General features: G+C 75.2%; 16 protein-coding genes and 1 pseudogene. 10 read left to right on the forward strand and 7 right to left on the reverse strand.

Features of this window, described 5'->3' with window-relative positions:
* Positions 1-12 precede the first annotated feature (12 nt).
* Genes BFL37_RS14020 through BFL37_RS14040 form a run of 5 tightly spaced genes read right to left on the reverse strand, consistent with a single transcriptional unit; the run spans position 13 to position 5,500 of the window.
* Positions 13-1,299 carry an ROK family transcriptional regulator gene (locus BFL37_RS14020; RefSeq protein ID WP_086515683.1) on the reverse strand — a complete coding sequence of 429 codons (1,287 nt, stop codon included), beginning with the start codon at positions 1,297-1,299 and terminating at the stop codon, positions 13-15.
* Complete coding sequence (locus BFL37_RS14025; RefSeq protein ID WP_206601279.1) at positions 1,296-2,315, reverse strand: ROK family protein; 1,020 nt, start codon at positions 2,313-2,315, stop codon at positions 1,296-1,298. The genes BFL37_RS14020 and BFL37_RS14025 overlap by 4 nt, the downstream gene beginning before the upstream one ends.
* A complete protein-coding gene (locus tag BFL37_RS14030; RefSeq protein WP_086515684.1) occupies positions 2,312-3,247 on the reverse strand; it encodes a carbohydrate ABC transporter permease in 936 nt (311 codons plus the stop codon). The genes BFL37_RS14025 and BFL37_RS14030 overlap by 4 nt, the downstream gene beginning before the upstream one ends.
* A complete protein-coding gene (locus tag BFL37_RS14035; RefSeq protein ID WP_241534089.1) occupies positions 3,244-4,206 on the reverse strand; it encodes a carbohydrate ABC transporter permease in 963 nt (320 codons plus the stop codon). Before BFL37_RS14035 ends, BFL37_RS14030 begins: the two co-directional genes overlap by 4 nt.
* Positions 4,207-4,213: 7 nt before the next feature.
* Entirely contained in the window at positions 4,214-5,500 is a 1,287-nt protein-coding gene (locus BFL37_RS14040) for an extracellular solute-binding protein (protein WP_086515685.1), read from the reverse strand.
* A 159-nt stretch (positions 5,501-5,659) separates the two neighbouring features.
* Between BFL37_RS14040 and BFL37_RS14045 the strand changes: the two genes are divergently transcribed.
* From BFL37_RS14045 to BFL37_RS14070, 6 genes and pseudogenes are all read left to right on the forward strand, one after another.
* Positions 5,660-6,412, forward strand: a complete 753-nt coding sequence (locus BFL37_RS14045) for a copper homeostasis protein CutC (RefSeq protein WP_086515686.1) — start codon at positions 5,660-5,662, stop codon at positions 6,410-6,412.
* Positions 6,413-6,474: 62 nt separating this feature from the next.
* On the forward strand, positions 6,475-7,095 hold the full coding sequence (locus tag BFL37_RS14050; RefSeq protein WP_086515687.1) for a hypothetical protein: 621 nt from the start codon (positions 6,475-6,477) through the stop codon (positions 7,093-7,095).
* Positions 7,096-7,189: 94 nt separating this feature from the next.
* The gene (locus BFL37_RS14055) at positions 7,190-7,573 is read left to right on the forward strand and encodes a cupin domain-containing protein (RefSeq protein ID WP_086515688.1); all 384 of its coding nucleotides are present in this window, start codon (positions 7,190-7,192) and stop codon (positions 7,571-7,573) included.
* Positions 7,574-7,742: 169 nt separating this feature from the next.
* Positions 7,743-8,189: a hypothetical protein gene (locus BFL37_RS14060; RefSeq protein ID WP_086515689.1), complete on the forward strand. Its 447-nt coding sequence runs from the start codon at positions 7,743-7,745 to the stop codon at positions 8,187-8,189.
* A 382-nt stretch (positions 8,190-8,571) separates the two neighbouring features.
* A pseudogene (gene glsA / locus BFL37_RS14065) lies at positions 8,572-9,542 on the forward strand (glutaminase A).
* Between the two features lie 226 nt (positions 9,543-9,768).
* The gene (locus BFL37_RS14070) at positions 9,769-9,975 is read left to right on the forward strand and encodes a hypothetical protein (RefSeq protein WP_086515690.1); all 207 of its coding nucleotides are present in this window, start codon (positions 9,769-9,771) and stop codon (positions 9,973-9,975) included.
* Here the strand turns inward: BFL37_RS14070 and BFL37_RS14075 are convergent.
* Positions 9,972-11,033 (reverse strand): alpha/beta fold hydrolase, encoded by a 1,062-nt coding sequence (locus tag BFL37_RS14075; protein ID WP_086515691.1) that lies wholly within the window; start codon positions 11,031-11,033, stop codon positions 9,972-9,974. The genes BFL37_RS14070 and BFL37_RS14075 overlap by 4 nt on opposite strands.
* Positions 11,034-11,175: 142 nt before the next feature.
* Positions 11,176-11,565 (reverse strand): VOC family protein, encoded by a 390-nt coding sequence (locus BFL37_RS14080; protein ID WP_086515692.1) that lies wholly within the window; start codon positions 11,563-11,565, stop codon positions 11,176-11,178.
* Between the two features lie 238 nt (positions 11,566-11,803).
* Here BFL37_RS14080 and BFL37_RS14085 point away from each other — a divergent pair, with 238 nt between their 5' ends.
* The 4 genes from BFL37_RS14085 (at position 11,804) to BFL37_RS14100 (ending at position 15,297) form a co-directional block, all read left to right on the forward strand.
* Complete coding sequence (locus tag BFL37_RS14085; protein WP_086515693.1) at positions 11,804-12,610, forward strand: sugar phosphate isomerase/epimerase family protein; 807 nt, start codon at positions 11,804-11,806, stop codon at positions 12,608-12,610.
* Positions 12,607-13,716: a Gfo/Idh/MocA family protein gene (locus tag BFL37_RS14090; protein WP_086515694.1), complete on the forward strand. Its 1,110-nt coding sequence runs from the start codon at positions 12,607-12,609 to the stop codon at positions 13,714-13,716. Before BFL37_RS14085 ends, BFL37_RS14090 begins: the two co-directional genes overlap by 4 nt.
* Before the next feature lie 103 nt (positions 13,717-13,819).
* Positions 13,820-14,551, forward strand: coding sequence for an alpha/beta hydrolase (locus tag BFL37_RS14095; protein WP_086515695.1), 732 nt, complete (start codon positions 13,820-13,822; stop codon positions 14,549-14,551).
* Positions 14,548-15,297 carry a HEAT repeat domain-containing protein gene (locus tag BFL37_RS14100; protein ID WP_241534090.1) on the forward strand — a complete coding sequence of 250 codons (750 nt, stop codon included), beginning with the start codon at positions 14,548-14,550 and terminating at the stop codon, positions 15,295-15,297. The genes BFL37_RS14095 and BFL37_RS14100 overlap by 4 nt, the downstream gene beginning before the upstream one ends.
* Positions 15,298-15,351 lie beyond the last annotated feature (54 nt).

The raw sequence follows: 15,351 nt of genomic DNA on the forward strand, positions 1-15,351 counted from the left end.
GGGACGCGGGGCTCAGTACAGCCGCGCCAGCGCCCGCCGCAGGCACAGCTGCCCGATGCCGAGCACGCCCGCGTCCACGCCGGCCTCGCTCTGCTGGATCCGCAGCGTCGTCGTCGCGAGCGGGTGGCAGCTCTCGTAGAGCTGCGAGCGGATGGCGGCGACGAACGGCTCGACGGTCGACAGCATCCCGCCGATGACCACCACCTCCGGGTTGAAGAAGTTGACGACCGCGGCGAGGGTGTCGCCGACCGTGCGCCCCGCCTGGCGCAGCTGCGTGGTCGCGCGCGCGTCGCCGTCGTGGGCGAGCCGCACGGCGTCGGGCAGGTCACGCACGGGGGCTCCCGCCGCGCGCAGCCCCGCGACGACGCCCGCGGCGCCGACCACCGTCTCCAGGCACCCGCTGTTGCCGCAGTTGCACGGGATCCCCGCCGCCGCCGCGACACGCACGTGCGCGATGTCGCCCGCCAGCGCGGTGGCGCCGCGGTACACGTGGCCGTTGATGACGATGCCGCAGCCGACGGACGCGCCCGCCTTGAGGAACAGCATGCTGCCCACCCGCACGCGGGATCCGGCGGCCCGGCGGTCGAGGGTGGCGTGCTCGCCGAGGCCCATCATGTTGGCGTCGTTGTCGACCACGGCGACGGCGTCGAACTCGTCCGCGAGCCAGCCGACGACGTCGAAGCGGTGCCAGCCGGGCATCGAGGCGGGCGACTCGACCATGCCGCGCGCGGTGTCGACCGGGCCCGGCAGGCACATGCCGACGCCGCGGACGACGGGGTCCCCGGACTCCGCGACGAGCGCCCGCAGCGCCGTGGCGACCAGCGCGAGCACGCCGAGCGGGCCGGCGCCGATGTCGATGGGGATGGTGCGCGCGTCGACGATGGTGCCGGACATGCTGAGGAGCGCGAGCCGGGCGTGGCTGCGTCCGAGGTCGGCGGCGAGCATCACGCCCGCGTCGTCGCGCAGGTGCAGCACGCGCGGGCGGCGGCCGCCCGTCGGGTCGCCGGATCCGCGCTCCTCGACGAGGCCGGAGCGCAGCAGCTGCGTGATCTTCCCCGTGATCGTCGACGGGGGCAGCCCGAGGGTGCGGGCGAGGTCGGCGCGGTTCGTGGCCGAGCCCGTGGCGATCATGTAGAGCAGCGCCGACGCGGTCTCCCCGGCGATCTCGCTGTCGGGGACCTGGCGGCGGATCCGCGGCGGCGGCGGGGGCAGGCGGCCTCCGCCGAGCAGGCGCTCGGGCGGGCGCGCGGCGGGTGGTCCGGGCGGACCCGGCGGACCCGTCGGCGGCGGGACGGTCATCCGCCGACGACCGGCGCGGCGGCCGCGCTCGCGAGGGACGCGGGCACGGCGGCGTCGCCGTCGGCCGCCTCCGGAAGGCGCCCGGCGATGAGCGCCGACGCGATGACGCCGGCCTGCCCGCCGAAGCGCGCGGCCACCACGAGCGGGCGGCGCTGGAACGTGAGGAGGGAGTCGAGCCGCTCGCGCAGCGGCCCGAGGAGCTGCTCGCCCGCGCGGGACAGCCCGCCGGCGACCACGACGACCTCGGGGGAGAGGATCGCCGTCAGCTGCGCGAAGGCGAGCGCCAGCGCGTCGATGCACGCGTCGACGACCCGCTGCGCGACGGGATCCCCGTCGGCCGCGGCCCGGAACACGCGCGCCGACCCGCCCTCGGCGCTCGCGCTCCCGGTCGCGCGGGCGTACGCGCGGGCCACGCCCTGGGCCGAGGCGACGGTCTCGAGGCAGCCGGATCCGCCGCACGCGCAGCGGACGCCCGCGTCGGATCCCACGGGCGTCGTGCGCATGTGCCCGAGCTCGGCGCCGCGGCCGCCCGCCGTGTAGAGCCGGCCGTCGACGAAGACGGCCGCGCCGATCCCCGTGCCGATCGACACCACGACGGCGTCGCGGGCGCCGCGGGCCGCGCCCATCTCGAACTCGGCGACCCCGGCGCCGCGCGCGTCGTTGCCGAACGCGACCGGCAGCCCGGTGGCGTCGGCCAGCAGGTCGCGCATGGGCACCTCGCGGAGTCCCACGTGCTCGGCGAGCACGACCACGCCGCGGTCGTCGTCGACGACGCCGGCCACGTGCACGCCGATCGCGGCGGGCGCGGCCCGCGGGTGGTCGCGCGCGGCGTCCGCGACGGCCGAGGCGAGCGCGGCGACCAGCGCGTCGGCGTCATGGGTGGGCGTGCGGATCGAGCGGGTCTCGACGACCTCGCCGCGCGCGTCGACGACGGCGATCTTGACGTCCGTGCCGCCGATGTCGAACGCGATGACCGGCCGGGCGACCCGCAGCTCGAGCCGCGGGAGGTCCGTCACTTGACCGCGCCCGCGGTGAGGCCCGTCGCCATGCGCTTCTGCACGATGAGGAAGAGGATCACCACGGGGAGCGCCATGAGCGTCGATCCTGCCATGATGCCGCCCCAGTCGGTCTCCTGCATCTGGCCCCGGAAGCCCTGCAACCAGAGCGGCAGCGTGCGGCTGTCGTCGGCGGAGAGCGTCACGAGCGCGAGCGTGTACTCGTTCCAGGCGGCCAGGAAGCTGAAGATGCTGGAGGCGACGAGGCCGGATCCGAGCAGCGGCAGCGTCACCCGGCGGAACGCGCCGACGCGGCTGCAGCCGTCGAGCATGGCGGCCTCCTCGAGCTCCACGGGGATCCCGTCGACGAAGCCCTTGAGCACCCAGATCGTGAACGGCACGTTGGCGGCGAGGTACAGGATGCTCAGGCCGAGCACCGAGTTGAGCAGGCCCCAGCCGTCGAGCATGCGGTACTGCGAGATGAAGAGCGCCTCCGCGGGGATCATCTGGATCACGAGCACGGCGACGATCATCGAGGTGCGCCCCCGGAAGCGGAACCGGCTGAGCGCGAACGCCGCGACCACGCCGAACGCGAGCGAGCCGGCCACGACGACGAGCGCGATGAGCGTGCTCATCCGCAGCGCCGACCAGAAGCGGCCGTCGCCCAGCACGCGCGCGAAGTGCTCGACCGTGCCGCCGAGGGGGATCCACGTGGGCGTGCGCGACGACAGCTGCTCGGAGGTGAGGAAGGCCGCGTCCACCATCCAGTAGACGGGGAACAGCCAGACCAGGCCGAACGCGATCGCCACGATGTCGAGCGCGACGCGGCCGGGGGAGCGGCGGCGGCGCGCGCGGGGGGCGCGGGAGGCGGGCGGCGCCCCGGCGGCCGACGCGGCGGGAGGCGCGGTGGCGGCGTCGGCGGCGGTCGTCGTGCGTGCGATGGTCGCGGTCATCGGCCGTCCCCCTCGGTCAGGAGCGCTCGGATGTAGCGCCAGGTGAGCAGCAGGCTGACGGCGAGCATGACCATGGCGGCGGCCGAGGCGACGCCGTAGTTCCCGCCGGAGAGCCCGATCTGGTAGACGAACGTGCCGAGCACGTTCGTCTGGTCGGTGATGCCGCTGCTCTGCTGCAGGATGTGGATCTGCGTGAACACCCGCAGGTCCCAGATCACCTGCAGCAGGCTCACGAGCAGGAGCACGGGGGCCACGGACGGCGCCACGATGTGCACGAAGCGCTGGCGGCCGTCGGCGCCGTCGAGCTGCGCGGCCTCCATCATCGACTCGTCGAGCTGCGTCACCGACGCGTAGACCATGAAGACCACGAGCGGCACGCTCATCCACGTGATGAGGAGGCCCGCCACGACGAAGAACGTCACGGGGTCCGAGAGCCAGTTGTAGCCCACCATCCCCTCGGCGCCGAGCCGGCCGAGCACGTAGCCGACGACGCCGCTGCGCGGGTCGAACAGCAGCTGGAACACCTGCAGCGAGCTGAGCACGGGCATGGCCCAGGCCACGAGCATGACGATCTGCACGCTCACCGCGATCGACCGGCGCACCTGCGTCAAGAGCATCGCGCCCGCCGTGCCGACCACCACCGTGGCGGCCGCGCACGCGAGGCAGAAGCCCACCGACCGGCCGAGCGAGGCCCAGAAGGCCGGATCCCCGAGCACCTGCGCGTAGTTGTCGAGCCACACCAGCTCGGGCGCCTGCCCGAACTGCTGCGCGAGGCCGAAGCGCTGGAACGACATGATCACCTGCCGCGCCAGCGGGTAGCCGAGGCCGACCGCGACGATCGCCATGGCGGGCAGGACGAGCACCCACGCGAGCCGGCGCTCGGTCCGGGGGCTGCGCGGCGCCTCGAGCGCCGGCGCGGGCGACGGCGTGGAGGTGGACGTGCTGAGGACGGCGCTCACGGGCGGATCACGCCGGGCCGAGGAGGCTCGTGAGCTTGGCGTCCGCCGCGGAGGCGAGCGCGACGGTGTCGCCGCCGGCCGCGACCGCGACGTAGAAGTCGTCGATCACGCGCGCGCCCTCGACGAGCGCCCAGTTCTGCGCGGCGGGCGTGCCCACCGAGTTGCGCACGGCCTCCGTGGTGAGGGTGGCGAGCTCGTCGCTGCCGAGCGCGGCGGCGTAGTCGAGGTTGCCGGGGACCCAGCCGCCCTGGGTGGCGAAGTACTCCTGGAACGGCTGGGAGAAGATCAGCCGCATGACCTCCTTGGCGAGGTCCTGGTTCTTGGAGCGGCCGGAGATGGCGACGTTGGATCCGCCCGCGAACGGGTGCCCGGCGTCGCCGCCCGCGGCCGACGGGAAGCCGAAGTAGCCGACGTTCCCGGCGTCGACGAGCGCCTGGTCGATGTTCGCCAGGTGCCAGTTGAAGCCGAAGAACATCGCGGTCTCGCCCGCGTTGAACGGCACCCACGGCTTCTCGGCGACCTCGCTGTCGGTGACGCCGCCCGCGGTGGATCCCGTCTCCCAGATCGTCTGCAGCGCCTGGAACGCCTTCTGGCTCTCGGGGCTGGAGAGCGAGCCCTTCCAGGTGTCGCCGTCCTGCTCGGCGAGGCGGCCGCCCTCGGTGAACTGCCACGCGAGCGCCGACTGCCACGAGATGCCGGGGAGGTACAGGCCCGAGAACGACGGGTCGTCCGCGTGCGCGGCCTGGAGGGTCGCGGCGGCGGCGGTGAGCTCGTCGACGGTCGTGGGGATCGCGACGCCCGCCTCCTGGAACATGTCCTTGCGGTAGAAGAACAGGCGGCTGCCCGCGTAGAAGGGCGCCGCGTACATCTGCCCGTCGTGCGAGCCGAGCTCCACGAGCGACTGCGTGAGGCTGGATCCGCCGAGCTCCTCCTTCATGTCCTCGAGGCTGGTGAGGGCCCCGACCGCGCAGAAGGTGGGGGCCTGCGTGTTGCCGAGCTCGATGATGTCGGGGGTGGAGTCGGCGCTCGCGAGCGAGGTCTGGAGCTTCGAGACGATGCCGTCCCAGACCTGCAGCTCGATGGTGAGCGTGGATCCGGGGTGCTGCTCCTCGAACGTCCTCTTCAGCCAGTCGCGCGCGTCCTGGGAGACCGAGTCGGTCATCATCCAGACGCGGAGGTCGGCGGTGGCGGGGCCGCCACCGCCGCTGGATCCGGAGGCGCAGGCGGCGAGGAGCGCGGTGAGGCCGAAGGCCCCTCCCAGCCCGATGGCGGTGCGGCGGGTGATGTCGGCCATGACGGTGTCTCCTGGGGGTCGCGATGCGGGCGGCGGGTGGCACCCATGCTCCGAGCGCCGGGGCCCGCGCAGGCACGCGCCGTGTTAAATCGCGCTTGCATAAACATGTTCTTCATCTGCGGCGCGGCCGGATCCGGGCGCCCGTGCTTGCATGGGCCCATGCCGCGCCCCCTCGACCCGTCCCGTGCCCGACGCGTCGCGGTGGAGATCGCCGTGCAGGACGCCGCCTCCGCGCGCATCGCGGCGGCAGCGGGCGCCGACCGCGTCGAGCTGTGCTCCGCGCTCGCCGCGACGGGCGGCGTGACCCCGAGCATCGGGCTCGTCGAGAGCGCGGTGGCGACCGGGGTGCCCGTCCACGTCCTCGTGCGGCCGCGGTCCGGCGGGTTCGTGCACGACGCCGACGAGCGCGCGGTCATGCTGCGCGACGTGCGGGCGGCGCTCGCCGCGGGGGCCGCGGGCATCGTCTCGGGCGGGCTCACCGACGACGGGCGGGTCGACTGGGACCTCCTCGCGCGGCTCGTCGATGCGACCGGCGACGCGGTCCTCACGTTCCACCGGGCGATCGACGCCGTCGACGACCGGCTCGAAGCCCTCGACGCGCTCCTCGCCGCGGGGGTCGGCCGCGTGCTCACGTCCGGCGGCGCGGAGCGGGCGGGCGACGGGGTGCCGGCGCTCGCGGAGCTGGTGGCGCGCGCGGACGGGCGGCTCGAGATCCAGGCCGGCGGGGGCGTGACGGTCGACGCGATCCCCGGGCTCGTGCGCGCGGGCGTCGACGCGATCCACCTCTCGGCCCGGCGGCGCGTGGTCGCGACGCGCGTGGGCCCGGGCGGCGGCGAGGCCGCGCACGACGCGACCGACGGGGAGCTCGTCGCGGCGGCGGTCGCGGCGGCGGCTCGCGCCTCGTCCGGGTGATCCGTCGCCGGGCCCCGAAGTGGGGAGTACGGGCCGGCCTCGGCCGACCGCAGGCTGACCCCATGAGGTCCCCCGCCGCGGTCGCGCCGCTGATCGTCGCCGTCGCCCTGCTCGGCGGATGCGCCGCGGGATCCGCCGACACCGCTCCCATCTCCGCCCCCACCGCCCCGGAGCGCCCGGCCGATGAGTTGACCGCGCGGACCTTCGTCCTCGACAGCGGGCAGGGCGCGGAGCTGTGCCTGGGCGGCGTCGGCCAGTCCCTCCCGCCCACGTGCGGCGGCCCGCCCATCGAGGGGTGGGACTGGGCGGACGTCGACGACGAGGAGAGCCAGTCGGGCAGCACCTGGGGCGACTACGAGGTCTTCGGCACGTGGGACGGGACGACGTTCACCCTCACGCGCACGCCCGAGTCCTACGATCCACGGGCCCCGTCCACCGAGGCCCCCCTCCCCGAGCCGACACCGGGCGATCCCGGGAACGCCGAGGCGGTCGCCCGCGCCATCGAGGACTACGCGCGCCAGATGGGCACCCCCGACGGGCCGCTCTCGCTCGGCGAGTACCGGGGCCGCGCGTCGGTGCAGGTCATCCACGACGACGGCACGCGGCAGGCCGAGGCGGACGCCGAGTACGGCGAGGGCGTCGTCGAGGTCTGGTCGTCGCTCCGGCCCGCGGACGGCGGGTGATCCGCGGACGGCGGCGGATCACCTGCCGGGCGGGGCGGTCGGGTGTCCCGGTCGGGTGCCGTCGCGCGGACGGTCCATCACCGAGGATGGGGGCATGACGCATCCTCCCGTGACCGACATCGCCGCCGAGCTCCGCGAGGTGACCGCGCACTGGACCCCGCGGGTCGTCGGGCGGGTGAACGACCAGTACGTGAAGGTCGCGAAGCTGCTCGGTGAGCTGACGTGGCACGCGCACGACGCCGAGGACGAGATGTTCCTCGTCGTCTCGGGTCGCCTGCGCATCCAGCTGCCCGACGACCAGGAGGTCGTGCTGGGTCCCGGCCAGTTCCATGTCGTGCCCCGCGGCGTGCAGCACAACCCGGTCGCGGACGAGGAGGTGGAGATCGTCCTGATCGAGACGGTCACCACCGCCCACACGGGCGACGTCATCGTGCCGGGGACGGTCCCGGTCGAGCGACAGGTGGGCGACTTCCGCTGATCCGTCCCGCTGCGCCGCGCAGAGCGGCGCGCGCGCCCGTGGCGGCGGGTAGCCGCCCCGGCCCCATCGCCGGCGGCCTCCGGTCCCGCCAGGGGTCGGCGCGATGAACGTCCGACGGACAGCTCGCGCACGGCTTCCGTCGTCGTCGCGTCAGCGGGACGCTCGGCGTGTGGCAGATCGATCCGTTCCCGCCGGCCGAGGTCCGGAGCAGCCGTCGACCGCGCCGTCGGGTGCGCCGCGCTGGCTGGGTCCGGCCCTGCTCGCCGCGGCCGTCCTCGTGCTCGGGAGCAACGTCTTCCACGTGGTCGGACTGGCCGCCTCGGGCGTGACGTCGACCGACGGGGAGGCGGCCTACGGCGTCCGGGGCGGCGACGTCTCCACGTTCCTGCCGCCGGGGCTCTCGCATGTCGTCGGAGGCACGACGGTCATGGCGGTCATCTTCGGTCCCCTCGTCATGGTGCCGGTGGCCGTCGTCGCGGCCCGGCTGCTGTGGATCTCGGGGAGACGCCGCGCATCGGTGGACGTCTCCGCGGCCGGCGCCGTGCTGGCCGTGGTCGCGCTGGTCGTCCTCCTCGTCTTCTGGGGCGACGAGCTGTGGGTGTGGGCCCTGGACTGACGGGCCCCGCGGGCTCCTGCGCGATGTCGCCCGCCGGCTGCGGCGCCCCGGGAGACCGGCCCTGTCGGCACCCCGCCCGCCGCTCGCAGCTCCTCCGCGATCCGCGCGACACCATCGGCTGACCGACTGGACTAGCCGCAGAACGTCGATGCAGATGCATGCATCCGGCGTTTGGCCTACGTTGTCAACCAGCGGGATCAGCCCTTCGGGTGGGCGGTCCACGCATGGAGTGGGCGTCTCCGGGGGGAGATGCCCGCACTCGCCCGGCCCTCCGTGCACGGAGGCCGGGCCTTCCTCCTCCATCGCGGTGATGACGCCGGTACGGCCGGCCGACGCGATCCGCGACACGACCGCCCGTCGCGCCCGCTGGCAGGGTGGGGGCATGCCCGCTCCCGGATCCGTCCCGCACGATCCCGCCCACGACGCCGCCCACGCGCTCGACCTCGATGCGCTGCTCGCCGGAGTCGCCGACGAGGACGGCGGCCGGGTCGACGACAGCATCCCGCAGCTCGCGGACGCGGATCCGTCGCTCTCCGGCATCGCGCTCGTCACGCCCGACGGCCGCACGCACGCCGCGGGCGACAGCGCGCACCCCTTCTCCATCCAGTCGGCGGTCAAGCCGTTCCTCTTCGCGCTGGCGCTCGCCGACACCGACGGCGACGCGCTCGACGAGGTCGGCATCGAGCCGACGGGCGAGGCGTTCGACGCGATCAAGCTGGAGAGCGGCACCGGCCGGCCGCCGAACCCGATGGTGAACGCGGGCGCGATCCTCACGGCGAGCCTCGTCCGCGGATCCTCCCTCGAGGAGCGCACCGCGCGGATCCTCGCGGGCCTCAGCGCCTTCGCCGGTCGGGAGCTCGAGGTCGACGAGGAGGTCGCCGAGTGCGAGCAGCTCCTCGGCGACCGCAACCACGCGCTCGCCCACCTGATGCGCTCGGAGGGCACGCTGCACGTCTCGGCCGACGACGCCGTCGCCGCCTACGCCCGGGCGTGCGCGGTGCGGGTGAGCGCGGAGATCCTGGCGGCGATGGGTGCGACGCTCGCGTGCGGAGGGCGTAACCCGCTCACGGGGTCTCGCGTGTCCCCCGGCAGGTCGCGCGTGACACGGTCTCGGTCATGGCCACGTGCGGCGTCTACGACGGCTCCGGCCGGTGGATGCGGCGGGTCGGCGTGCCCGCGAAGTCGAGCGTCTCCGGCGCCATCGTGCTCGCCGCTCCCGGCCGGATGGGCGCCACCGTCTTCAGCCCGCCCCTCGACGACCAGGGCACGAGCGTCCGCGGCGCGCGGCTCGCGCAGCGGCTCGCGGACGAGCTGGGGCTGCACGCGTTCGGCGCCGTGCGGGGGCGCGGCTGACGGATCCGCCGCCCGGTCGGGCGCGCCTCGTCGCACGGACGCGACTCGCACGGACGCGCCTCGCCCGTCGACCCCTTCCGCCCGCCCGCGGCCCCGGGTAGCGTCGCCCGGACGCGCCCGCCCAGCCCTGGAGGACCCCATCACCGCACTCGCCCTCATCGCCCTCACGGCCTTCGACGCCCCCACGCTGGAGGGCTTCCGGGCGCCGGACGTGCCGGGAGGACCGATGGCCGGGCTCCTGCTCGGCAGCCTCGTGTCCCTGCTGGTCCCCCTCGCGTGCCTCGTGCTCGCCATCGTGATCGCGGTCTCCGCGGTGCGGACCCGGCGGGCGACCGAGCGGATCGAGGCGCGGCTCGCGGCCCTGGAGCAGGCGACGCGCGGAGGGTCGACCACGACCGGCGCCCGCGAGGAGGCGGGCCGGACCCCGCGCTAACGGGAGGAGCGGCTGCGCCCCCGAGCGCGGCGGCGTCGAGCCCGCTCCGCCGCATCCGCCATGGCCTCGGCGTGCGCGGTCTTGGCGCGGCCGATCACGGCGTCGTCGTCGCGACGGATCGCGATGCCCTCGGCGAGCTGCGCGCGGAGGCCGCGGATCGAGTCGCCGAGCGTGGGCGCGAAGTCCGCCTGCTCGTCGTCGTCGTGCTCCTCGCCCTCCGGGTACCGGCGGAGCTCGGCCGACGCGTCCGCCGTGGAGGAGCCGTCGCCCGGCCGCCGCTCGAGGTGCGCGAGGCAGAGGCGGGCGACCTCGTCGGCGTGCGCGTGCATCACCGAGTGCGCGGCGCCCGGGATCTCCCATAGCCGGGCCCGGGGGAGCAGGCGTCCCATGTCCTCCACCCACGCGCGCGGGGCGACGGCGTCGTGCTCGCCGCGGATCACGAGCGTGCTCGCGCGGATGTCCGGCAGGCGGGCCTCGATCGGGTACCGCATCATGCGCGGCAGCACGCGGAGGAACCAGCGCACGCCGCACACGAGGTAGGCGCGGACGGCGAGCACCTTGATCCGGCTCGGCTCGCGCACCGAGGAGCGCAGGAAGCGGAGGGCCGCGCGGGGCACCCGGCGCGCGGCCGGGTCGACGACGGGGCTGATGAGCACCACCGTGCTGATCCCCGGGCGCCGCGCCGCGAGGTCCGCCACCACCTGCGTGCCCATCGAGTGGCCGACGAGCACGGGGTCGTCGAGGCCGAGCCCGTCGATCGCGGCGCCGACGAGGTCGGCGTACTCGCGGATGCCGATCGCCCGGCCCGGGTGCCGCACGCCCGCGAAGCCCGGCAGGTCGAGCGCGTGCACGGTGCCCCGCGCGTCGAGGCGCGGGGCGAGGCGCTCGAAGTAGTCGGAGCTCACGCCGATGCCGGGGACGAGCACGAAGGCGCGGTCGCCGGGGCTGCCGAGCGTGCTGATCCGCACGGTGAGGCCCCGGTGCACGAGGCGGGTGACGCGGACCGTGGTGGCGGGGCGGGGATCGGCGCGGGATCCGGGCCGGAAGGGCGTCACCATCCGGTGCCTCCTCGGCCGATGAGCGGGTCGTCGGGCGCGATCCACGAGGCATCCACGCTAGGGCACCGGTGCTGCGGATCCGTCGAGGTCGTCATCGGGGTGACGCCTGCCGGACAGGCCGCCCAGTCCGATGCGCTCCGCCTCAGGCCCCCGCGCCCTCGCTCGAGATGCACAGGCAGAACAGGTGCCCCGCCGGATCCGCGTACACGTCGAAGCGGTCGGGCGCCGTCGGGTCTTCGGCGGGCTGGAGCAGGCGGCCGCCGAGGGCGAGCACGCGCTCGCGCTCCACGTCGAGGTCGTCGACGTAGAAGTCGAGGTGGATCTGCTGCTGCTGGCGCGGCCCCTCGCCCGGCCAGACGGGCGGCACGAAGTCGGGCGCGGGCTGGATCCCGATCTGCCAGTCGGCGTCGAAGGACACGTAGTGCCAGTCGCCGCCCACGCGCACCTCGCCGTCGAGGAGGCCGGCCCAGAAGGCGCTCTCCGCGGCCAGGTCCGGTGCGTCGAGCACCACGATCGTCTGCCGGATCCTCATGGCGTGCTCCTTCTCTCGTCGTCGAGCGGGTGCCGCCAGCCTGGCACCGGCGTCCGACATCGACCACGATCCGTCGCCCGCCCCCCTGGGATCCGGACCCCGACCGACGGTAGGTTTGACGGCACGGCGCGTCTCGCGCCGGTCGAACCCTGCGGGCATCGTGGCTCAGCCGTCGTACGCGACGGCGGGAGCGTGCGGCGGCCGTGGGCCACCAGTCACCCTCCTGAAAGGAGCGACCATGTCCGCCCCCTCCGTCCAGCTCTACACGGTCCGCGACGCCGTCTCCGCCGACCTGCAGGGCGCCGTCGCCCGCGTCGCCGAGATCGGCTACACGCTGGTCGAGCCGTACGCGTTCGTCGAGCGCGCCGACGAGTTCGCCGCCGCGTTCGCCGCGTCCGGCGTCACCGCGCCCTCCGGCCACGCGCCCGTCATCGACGGCGACGACGACCAGGCCGCCCGCACCTTCGACGCCGCCGCGAAGCTCGGGATCCAGACGGTCATCGACCCGTTCATCCCCTCCGAGCGCTGGCAGACCGCCGACGACGCGCACCGGATCGCCGACCGCGTCAACGAGCTGCAGGTGCAGGCCGCCGCGCGCGGGCTCGCCTTCGGCTACCACAACCACCAGTGGGAGTTCGCGAACACGGTCGACGGACGCCCCGTCTACGAGCTCTTCGTGGAGCGCCTCAACGCCGACGTCGTCCTCGAGCTCGACACCTTCTGGTCGACCGTCGGCGGCATGGACACCCCCGCCCTCCTCCGCCGGCTCGGCGACCGCGTGCAATTCCTGCACGTGAAGGACGGCAAGATCTCCGACGCCATCGCCAAGGTGCTGCCGAGCGCCGAGTCCGCGCTCGTCGTGCCCCCGGAGCTCGCGCAGGCCTTCAAGATGCAGGAGCCCGCCGGCCAGGGCGACGTCGACGTCGCCGCCGTGCTCGCGGCCGCACCGCACGCGCTGCGCGTCGTCGAGTTCGACGACTACGCCGGGGACGTCTTCGACGGCATCGCGGCGTCCTTCGCCTGGCTCGCGGAGAACGACAAGTGACCGGCGGCACCGGCCGCGTCGGCGTCGGCGTCATCGGCGCGGGCGTCATCTCGGGCACCTACCTGGAGAACATGACGGCGATGCCGGACCTCGAGGTCCTGTTCGTCGCCGACATCGACCTCGACCGCGCCCGCGCACGCGCCGAGGAGCACGGCGTGCCGCACCACGGCACGGTCGACGAGCTCTTGCGCATGGACGAGATCGAGATCGTCGTGAACCTCACGCTGCCCGCCACCCACGCGGAGGTCGGCCGGCGGATCGTCGCGGCCGGCAAGCACGTGTGGAGCGAGAAGCCCCTGGCGCTCGACCACGCGTCCGGCCAGGACCTGCTCGAGGCGGCACGCGCGGCCGGCGTGCAGGTCGCGTGCGCGCCCGACACCGTGCTCGGCGCGGGGATCCAGTCGGCCATGCGCGCCATCGCCCGCGGCGACATCGGCGAGCCGCTCACGGCGACGACGCTCTTCCACGTTCCCGGCCCCGACGCCTGGCACCCGAACCCCGAGTTCCTGTTCGCGCGCGGCGCCGGACCCCTGTTCGACATGGGCCCGTACTACGTCACCACGCTCGTGCACGCGTTCGGCGCGGCCGAGACGGTGAGCGCGGTCTCCTCGACCTCGCGCACCACGCGCACCATCGGCAGCGGACCCCGCCAGGGCACCGAGTTCCCGGTGGAGGTGCCGACGCACCACGCGGCGCTCATCTCGTTCGCGGGCGGGCAGTCGGCGCAGTCGACCTTCAGCTTCCAGAACGCGCTGCCGCGCATGGGCTTCGTCGAGATCTCGGGCAGCGAGGGCACCATCGTGCTCCCCGATCCGAACACCTTCGAGGGCGACAGCCAGCTGTGGCGCTTCGGGCAGCAGGAGCCCGAGACGCTGACGGCGGTGGGATCCACGTACGGCCGGGGATCCGGCGTGCTGGACCTCGCGCGCAGCATCCGCGGCGGCGACCCGGTGCGCGCATCCGGCGAGGTCGCGGCGCACGTGCTCGACGTGCTGCTCGCGATCTCCGACGCGGCCGAGAGCCGCGAGGTCGTGATGGTGGCGTCGACCGTCGAGAAGCCGACGCCGCTGGCCGAGGACTGGGACCCGGCGGCGGCGACGCTGTAGCGCCGCATCCGCTCGGAGGCTCGACCGACGGCCCCGCATCCGTGACGGATGCGGGGCCGTCCCGCGCTCGGCGGCGGGCCTCCCTCCGGAGGACACTGGACCCATGCAGCTGCACCGCGTCACCACCGGTTCCGGCGCGCGCCACGTCGGCCTCGTCCACGGCCTCGGCGCGGACGGCGCGACCTGGGCGCCCGTCGTCGACCGGCTCGTCGCCACCGGCCGGTTCACCGTCACGACCGTCGACCTGCGGGGGCACGGGGAGAGCGACCGGGCGTCCGGCTACGGCGTCGAGGACATGGCCGACGACGTCGCCGCGTCCCTGCCGCGCGGGCTCGACGCGGTCGTCGGGCACTCGCTCGGCGGATCCGTGCTGGTGCGCGCCGTCGCCCGCCTCGAGCCCGCCCGGGCGATCTACCTCGACCCCGGGTTCCGGCTCGCGCTGCCGACCACGGGGATCCGCGGCCGCCTGTTCTGGGCGGCGCCGCTCGTGGGGCTCGCCGCCGCGCAGATCCCGCGGGCCCGCGCCGCCGCCCGCGTGCGCGCGGCCTACCCCGCCGCCGTCCGCGCATCGCTCGCCGCCGCGCAGGGGCGCTTCGACCGCGGCATGGCGGTCGGCGTGTTCCGCGACGTCGCCTTCCACCCGCTCGCGGTGAGCGCGCCCGCCGTGCCGTCGACGATCGTCCTCTCCGACGATGCGCCCGCCGTGCTGCCGGACGCGTACGCGGCCGAGCTGGAGGGCGCCGGGTGGGACGTGCGGCGGCTGCCGGGGATCCACCACGACATGCAGCTCGAGGACCCGGACCGGGTGCTCGCCGGCGTCGAGGACGTGCTGTGACGGACGCCGCGCGCGACGGCGGGACGCCCGAGCCGGAGCGCCCCGGCCGCCCCGCCGACGCCGAGATCGCCGCGCGCCTGGCCGCCGCCCTCCGCGCGCCCGACGCGTCGGCCCGGCTGCAGGCCGCGCTCACCGCGGGCACCCGGCCGGATCCCGCGCTCGTCGAGGGGCTGATCCACCGCTGCCGCGTCGAGCCCGACCTCAACGTGCGCGAGATGCTCACGTGGGCGCTCATCCGGCACGACCCGGAGGCCACGATCCCGCCGCTCATCGCGGAGCTCGCCTCGCCCATCCCGCAGGCCCGCAGCCAGGCGCTGCACACGCTCTCCAAGATCGGCGACCGGCGCGCGCTGCCCGCGATCACGCCGGCGCTGCTGCGGGATCCGGACGACCACGTCGCGCGCACGGCCTGGCGCACGGCGTCGGGCCTCGTCGACGGCGACCGCGACCCGGCCGGCGCCCGCTGGCTCTCCCAGCAGCTCGCGTCGCAGCTCGGCCGCGGCGGCCGGGACACGCAGGCCAGCCTCGCGCGGGCCTTCGCGAGCGTGGGCCGGGCCGCGCTGCCGGTGCTCGATCGGTCGCGGCGCGCGGCGGACGCCCGGGTGCGGATCCACGCGCTCGCCGTGATCGCCCAGCTCGGCGACCCCGACCTCCGCTTCGACGACGCCGTCGACGAGGCCCGGCGCGCGTCCTTCGGGGCGCACCTCGCGCCCGGCCGCGACGACGATCGCCCTTCCGCGCGCTGACCCGCCTGCCTAGGGTGGCCGCAGGGCGCCCCGCGACGGAGCGCTCGGACCCGC

The organism is Clavibacter michiganensis (assembly GCF_002151125.1).
GTDB lineage: Bacteria > Actinomycetota > Actinomycetes > Actinomycetales > Microbacteriaceae > Clavibacter > Clavibacter michiganensis_C.

What these genes read in the sequence shown, in the direction of transcription:
- BFL37_RS14020 (WP_086515683.1), bottom strand. Translation starts at nt 1,299, where the DNA reads ATGACCGTCCCGCCGCCGACGGGTCCGCCGGGTCCGCCCGGACCACCC.
- BFL37_RS14030 (WP_086515684.1), bottom strand. Translation starts at nt 3,247, where the DNA reads ATGACCGCGACCATCGCACGCACGACGACCGCCGCCGACGCCGCCACC.
- BFL37_RS14040 (WP_086515685.1), bottom strand. Translation starts at nt 5,500, where the DNA reads ATGGCCGACATCACCCGCCGCACCGCCATCGGGCTGGGAGGGGCCTTC.
- BFL37_RS14045 (WP_086515686.1), top strand. Translation starts at nt 5,660, where the DNA reads ATGCCGCGCCCCCTCGACCCGTCCCGTGCCCGACGCGTCGCGGTGGAG.
- BFL37_RS14050 (WP_086515687.1), top strand. Translation starts at nt 6,475, where the DNA reads ATGAGGTCCCCCGCCGCGGTCGCGCCGCTGATCGTCGCCGTCGCCCTG.
- BFL37_RS14055 (WP_086515688.1), top strand. Translation starts at nt 7,190, where the DNA reads ATGACGCATCCTCCCGTGACCGACATCGCCGCCGAGCTCCGCGAGGTG.
- BFL37_RS14070 (WP_086515690.1), top strand. Translation starts at nt 9,769, where the DNA reads ATGGCCGGGCTCCTGCTCGGCAGCCTCGTGTCCCTGCTGGTCCCCCTC.
- BFL37_RS14075 (WP_086515691.1), bottom strand. Translation starts at nt 11,033, where the DNA reads ATGGTGACGCCCTTCCGGCCCGGATCCCGCGCCGATCCCCGCCCCGCC.
- BFL37_RS14080 (WP_086515692.1), bottom strand. Translation starts at nt 11,565, where the DNA reads ATGAGGATCCGGCAGACGATCGTGGTGCTCGACGCACCGGACCTGGCC.
- BFL37_RS14085 (WP_086515693.1), top strand. Translation starts at nt 11,804, where the DNA reads ATGTCCGCCCCCTCCGTCCAGCTCTACACGGTCCGCGACGCCGTCTCC.
- BFL37_RS14095 (WP_086515695.1), top strand. Translation starts at nt 13,820, where the DNA reads ATGCAGCTGCACCGCGTCACCACCGGTTCCGGCGCGCGCCACGTCGGC.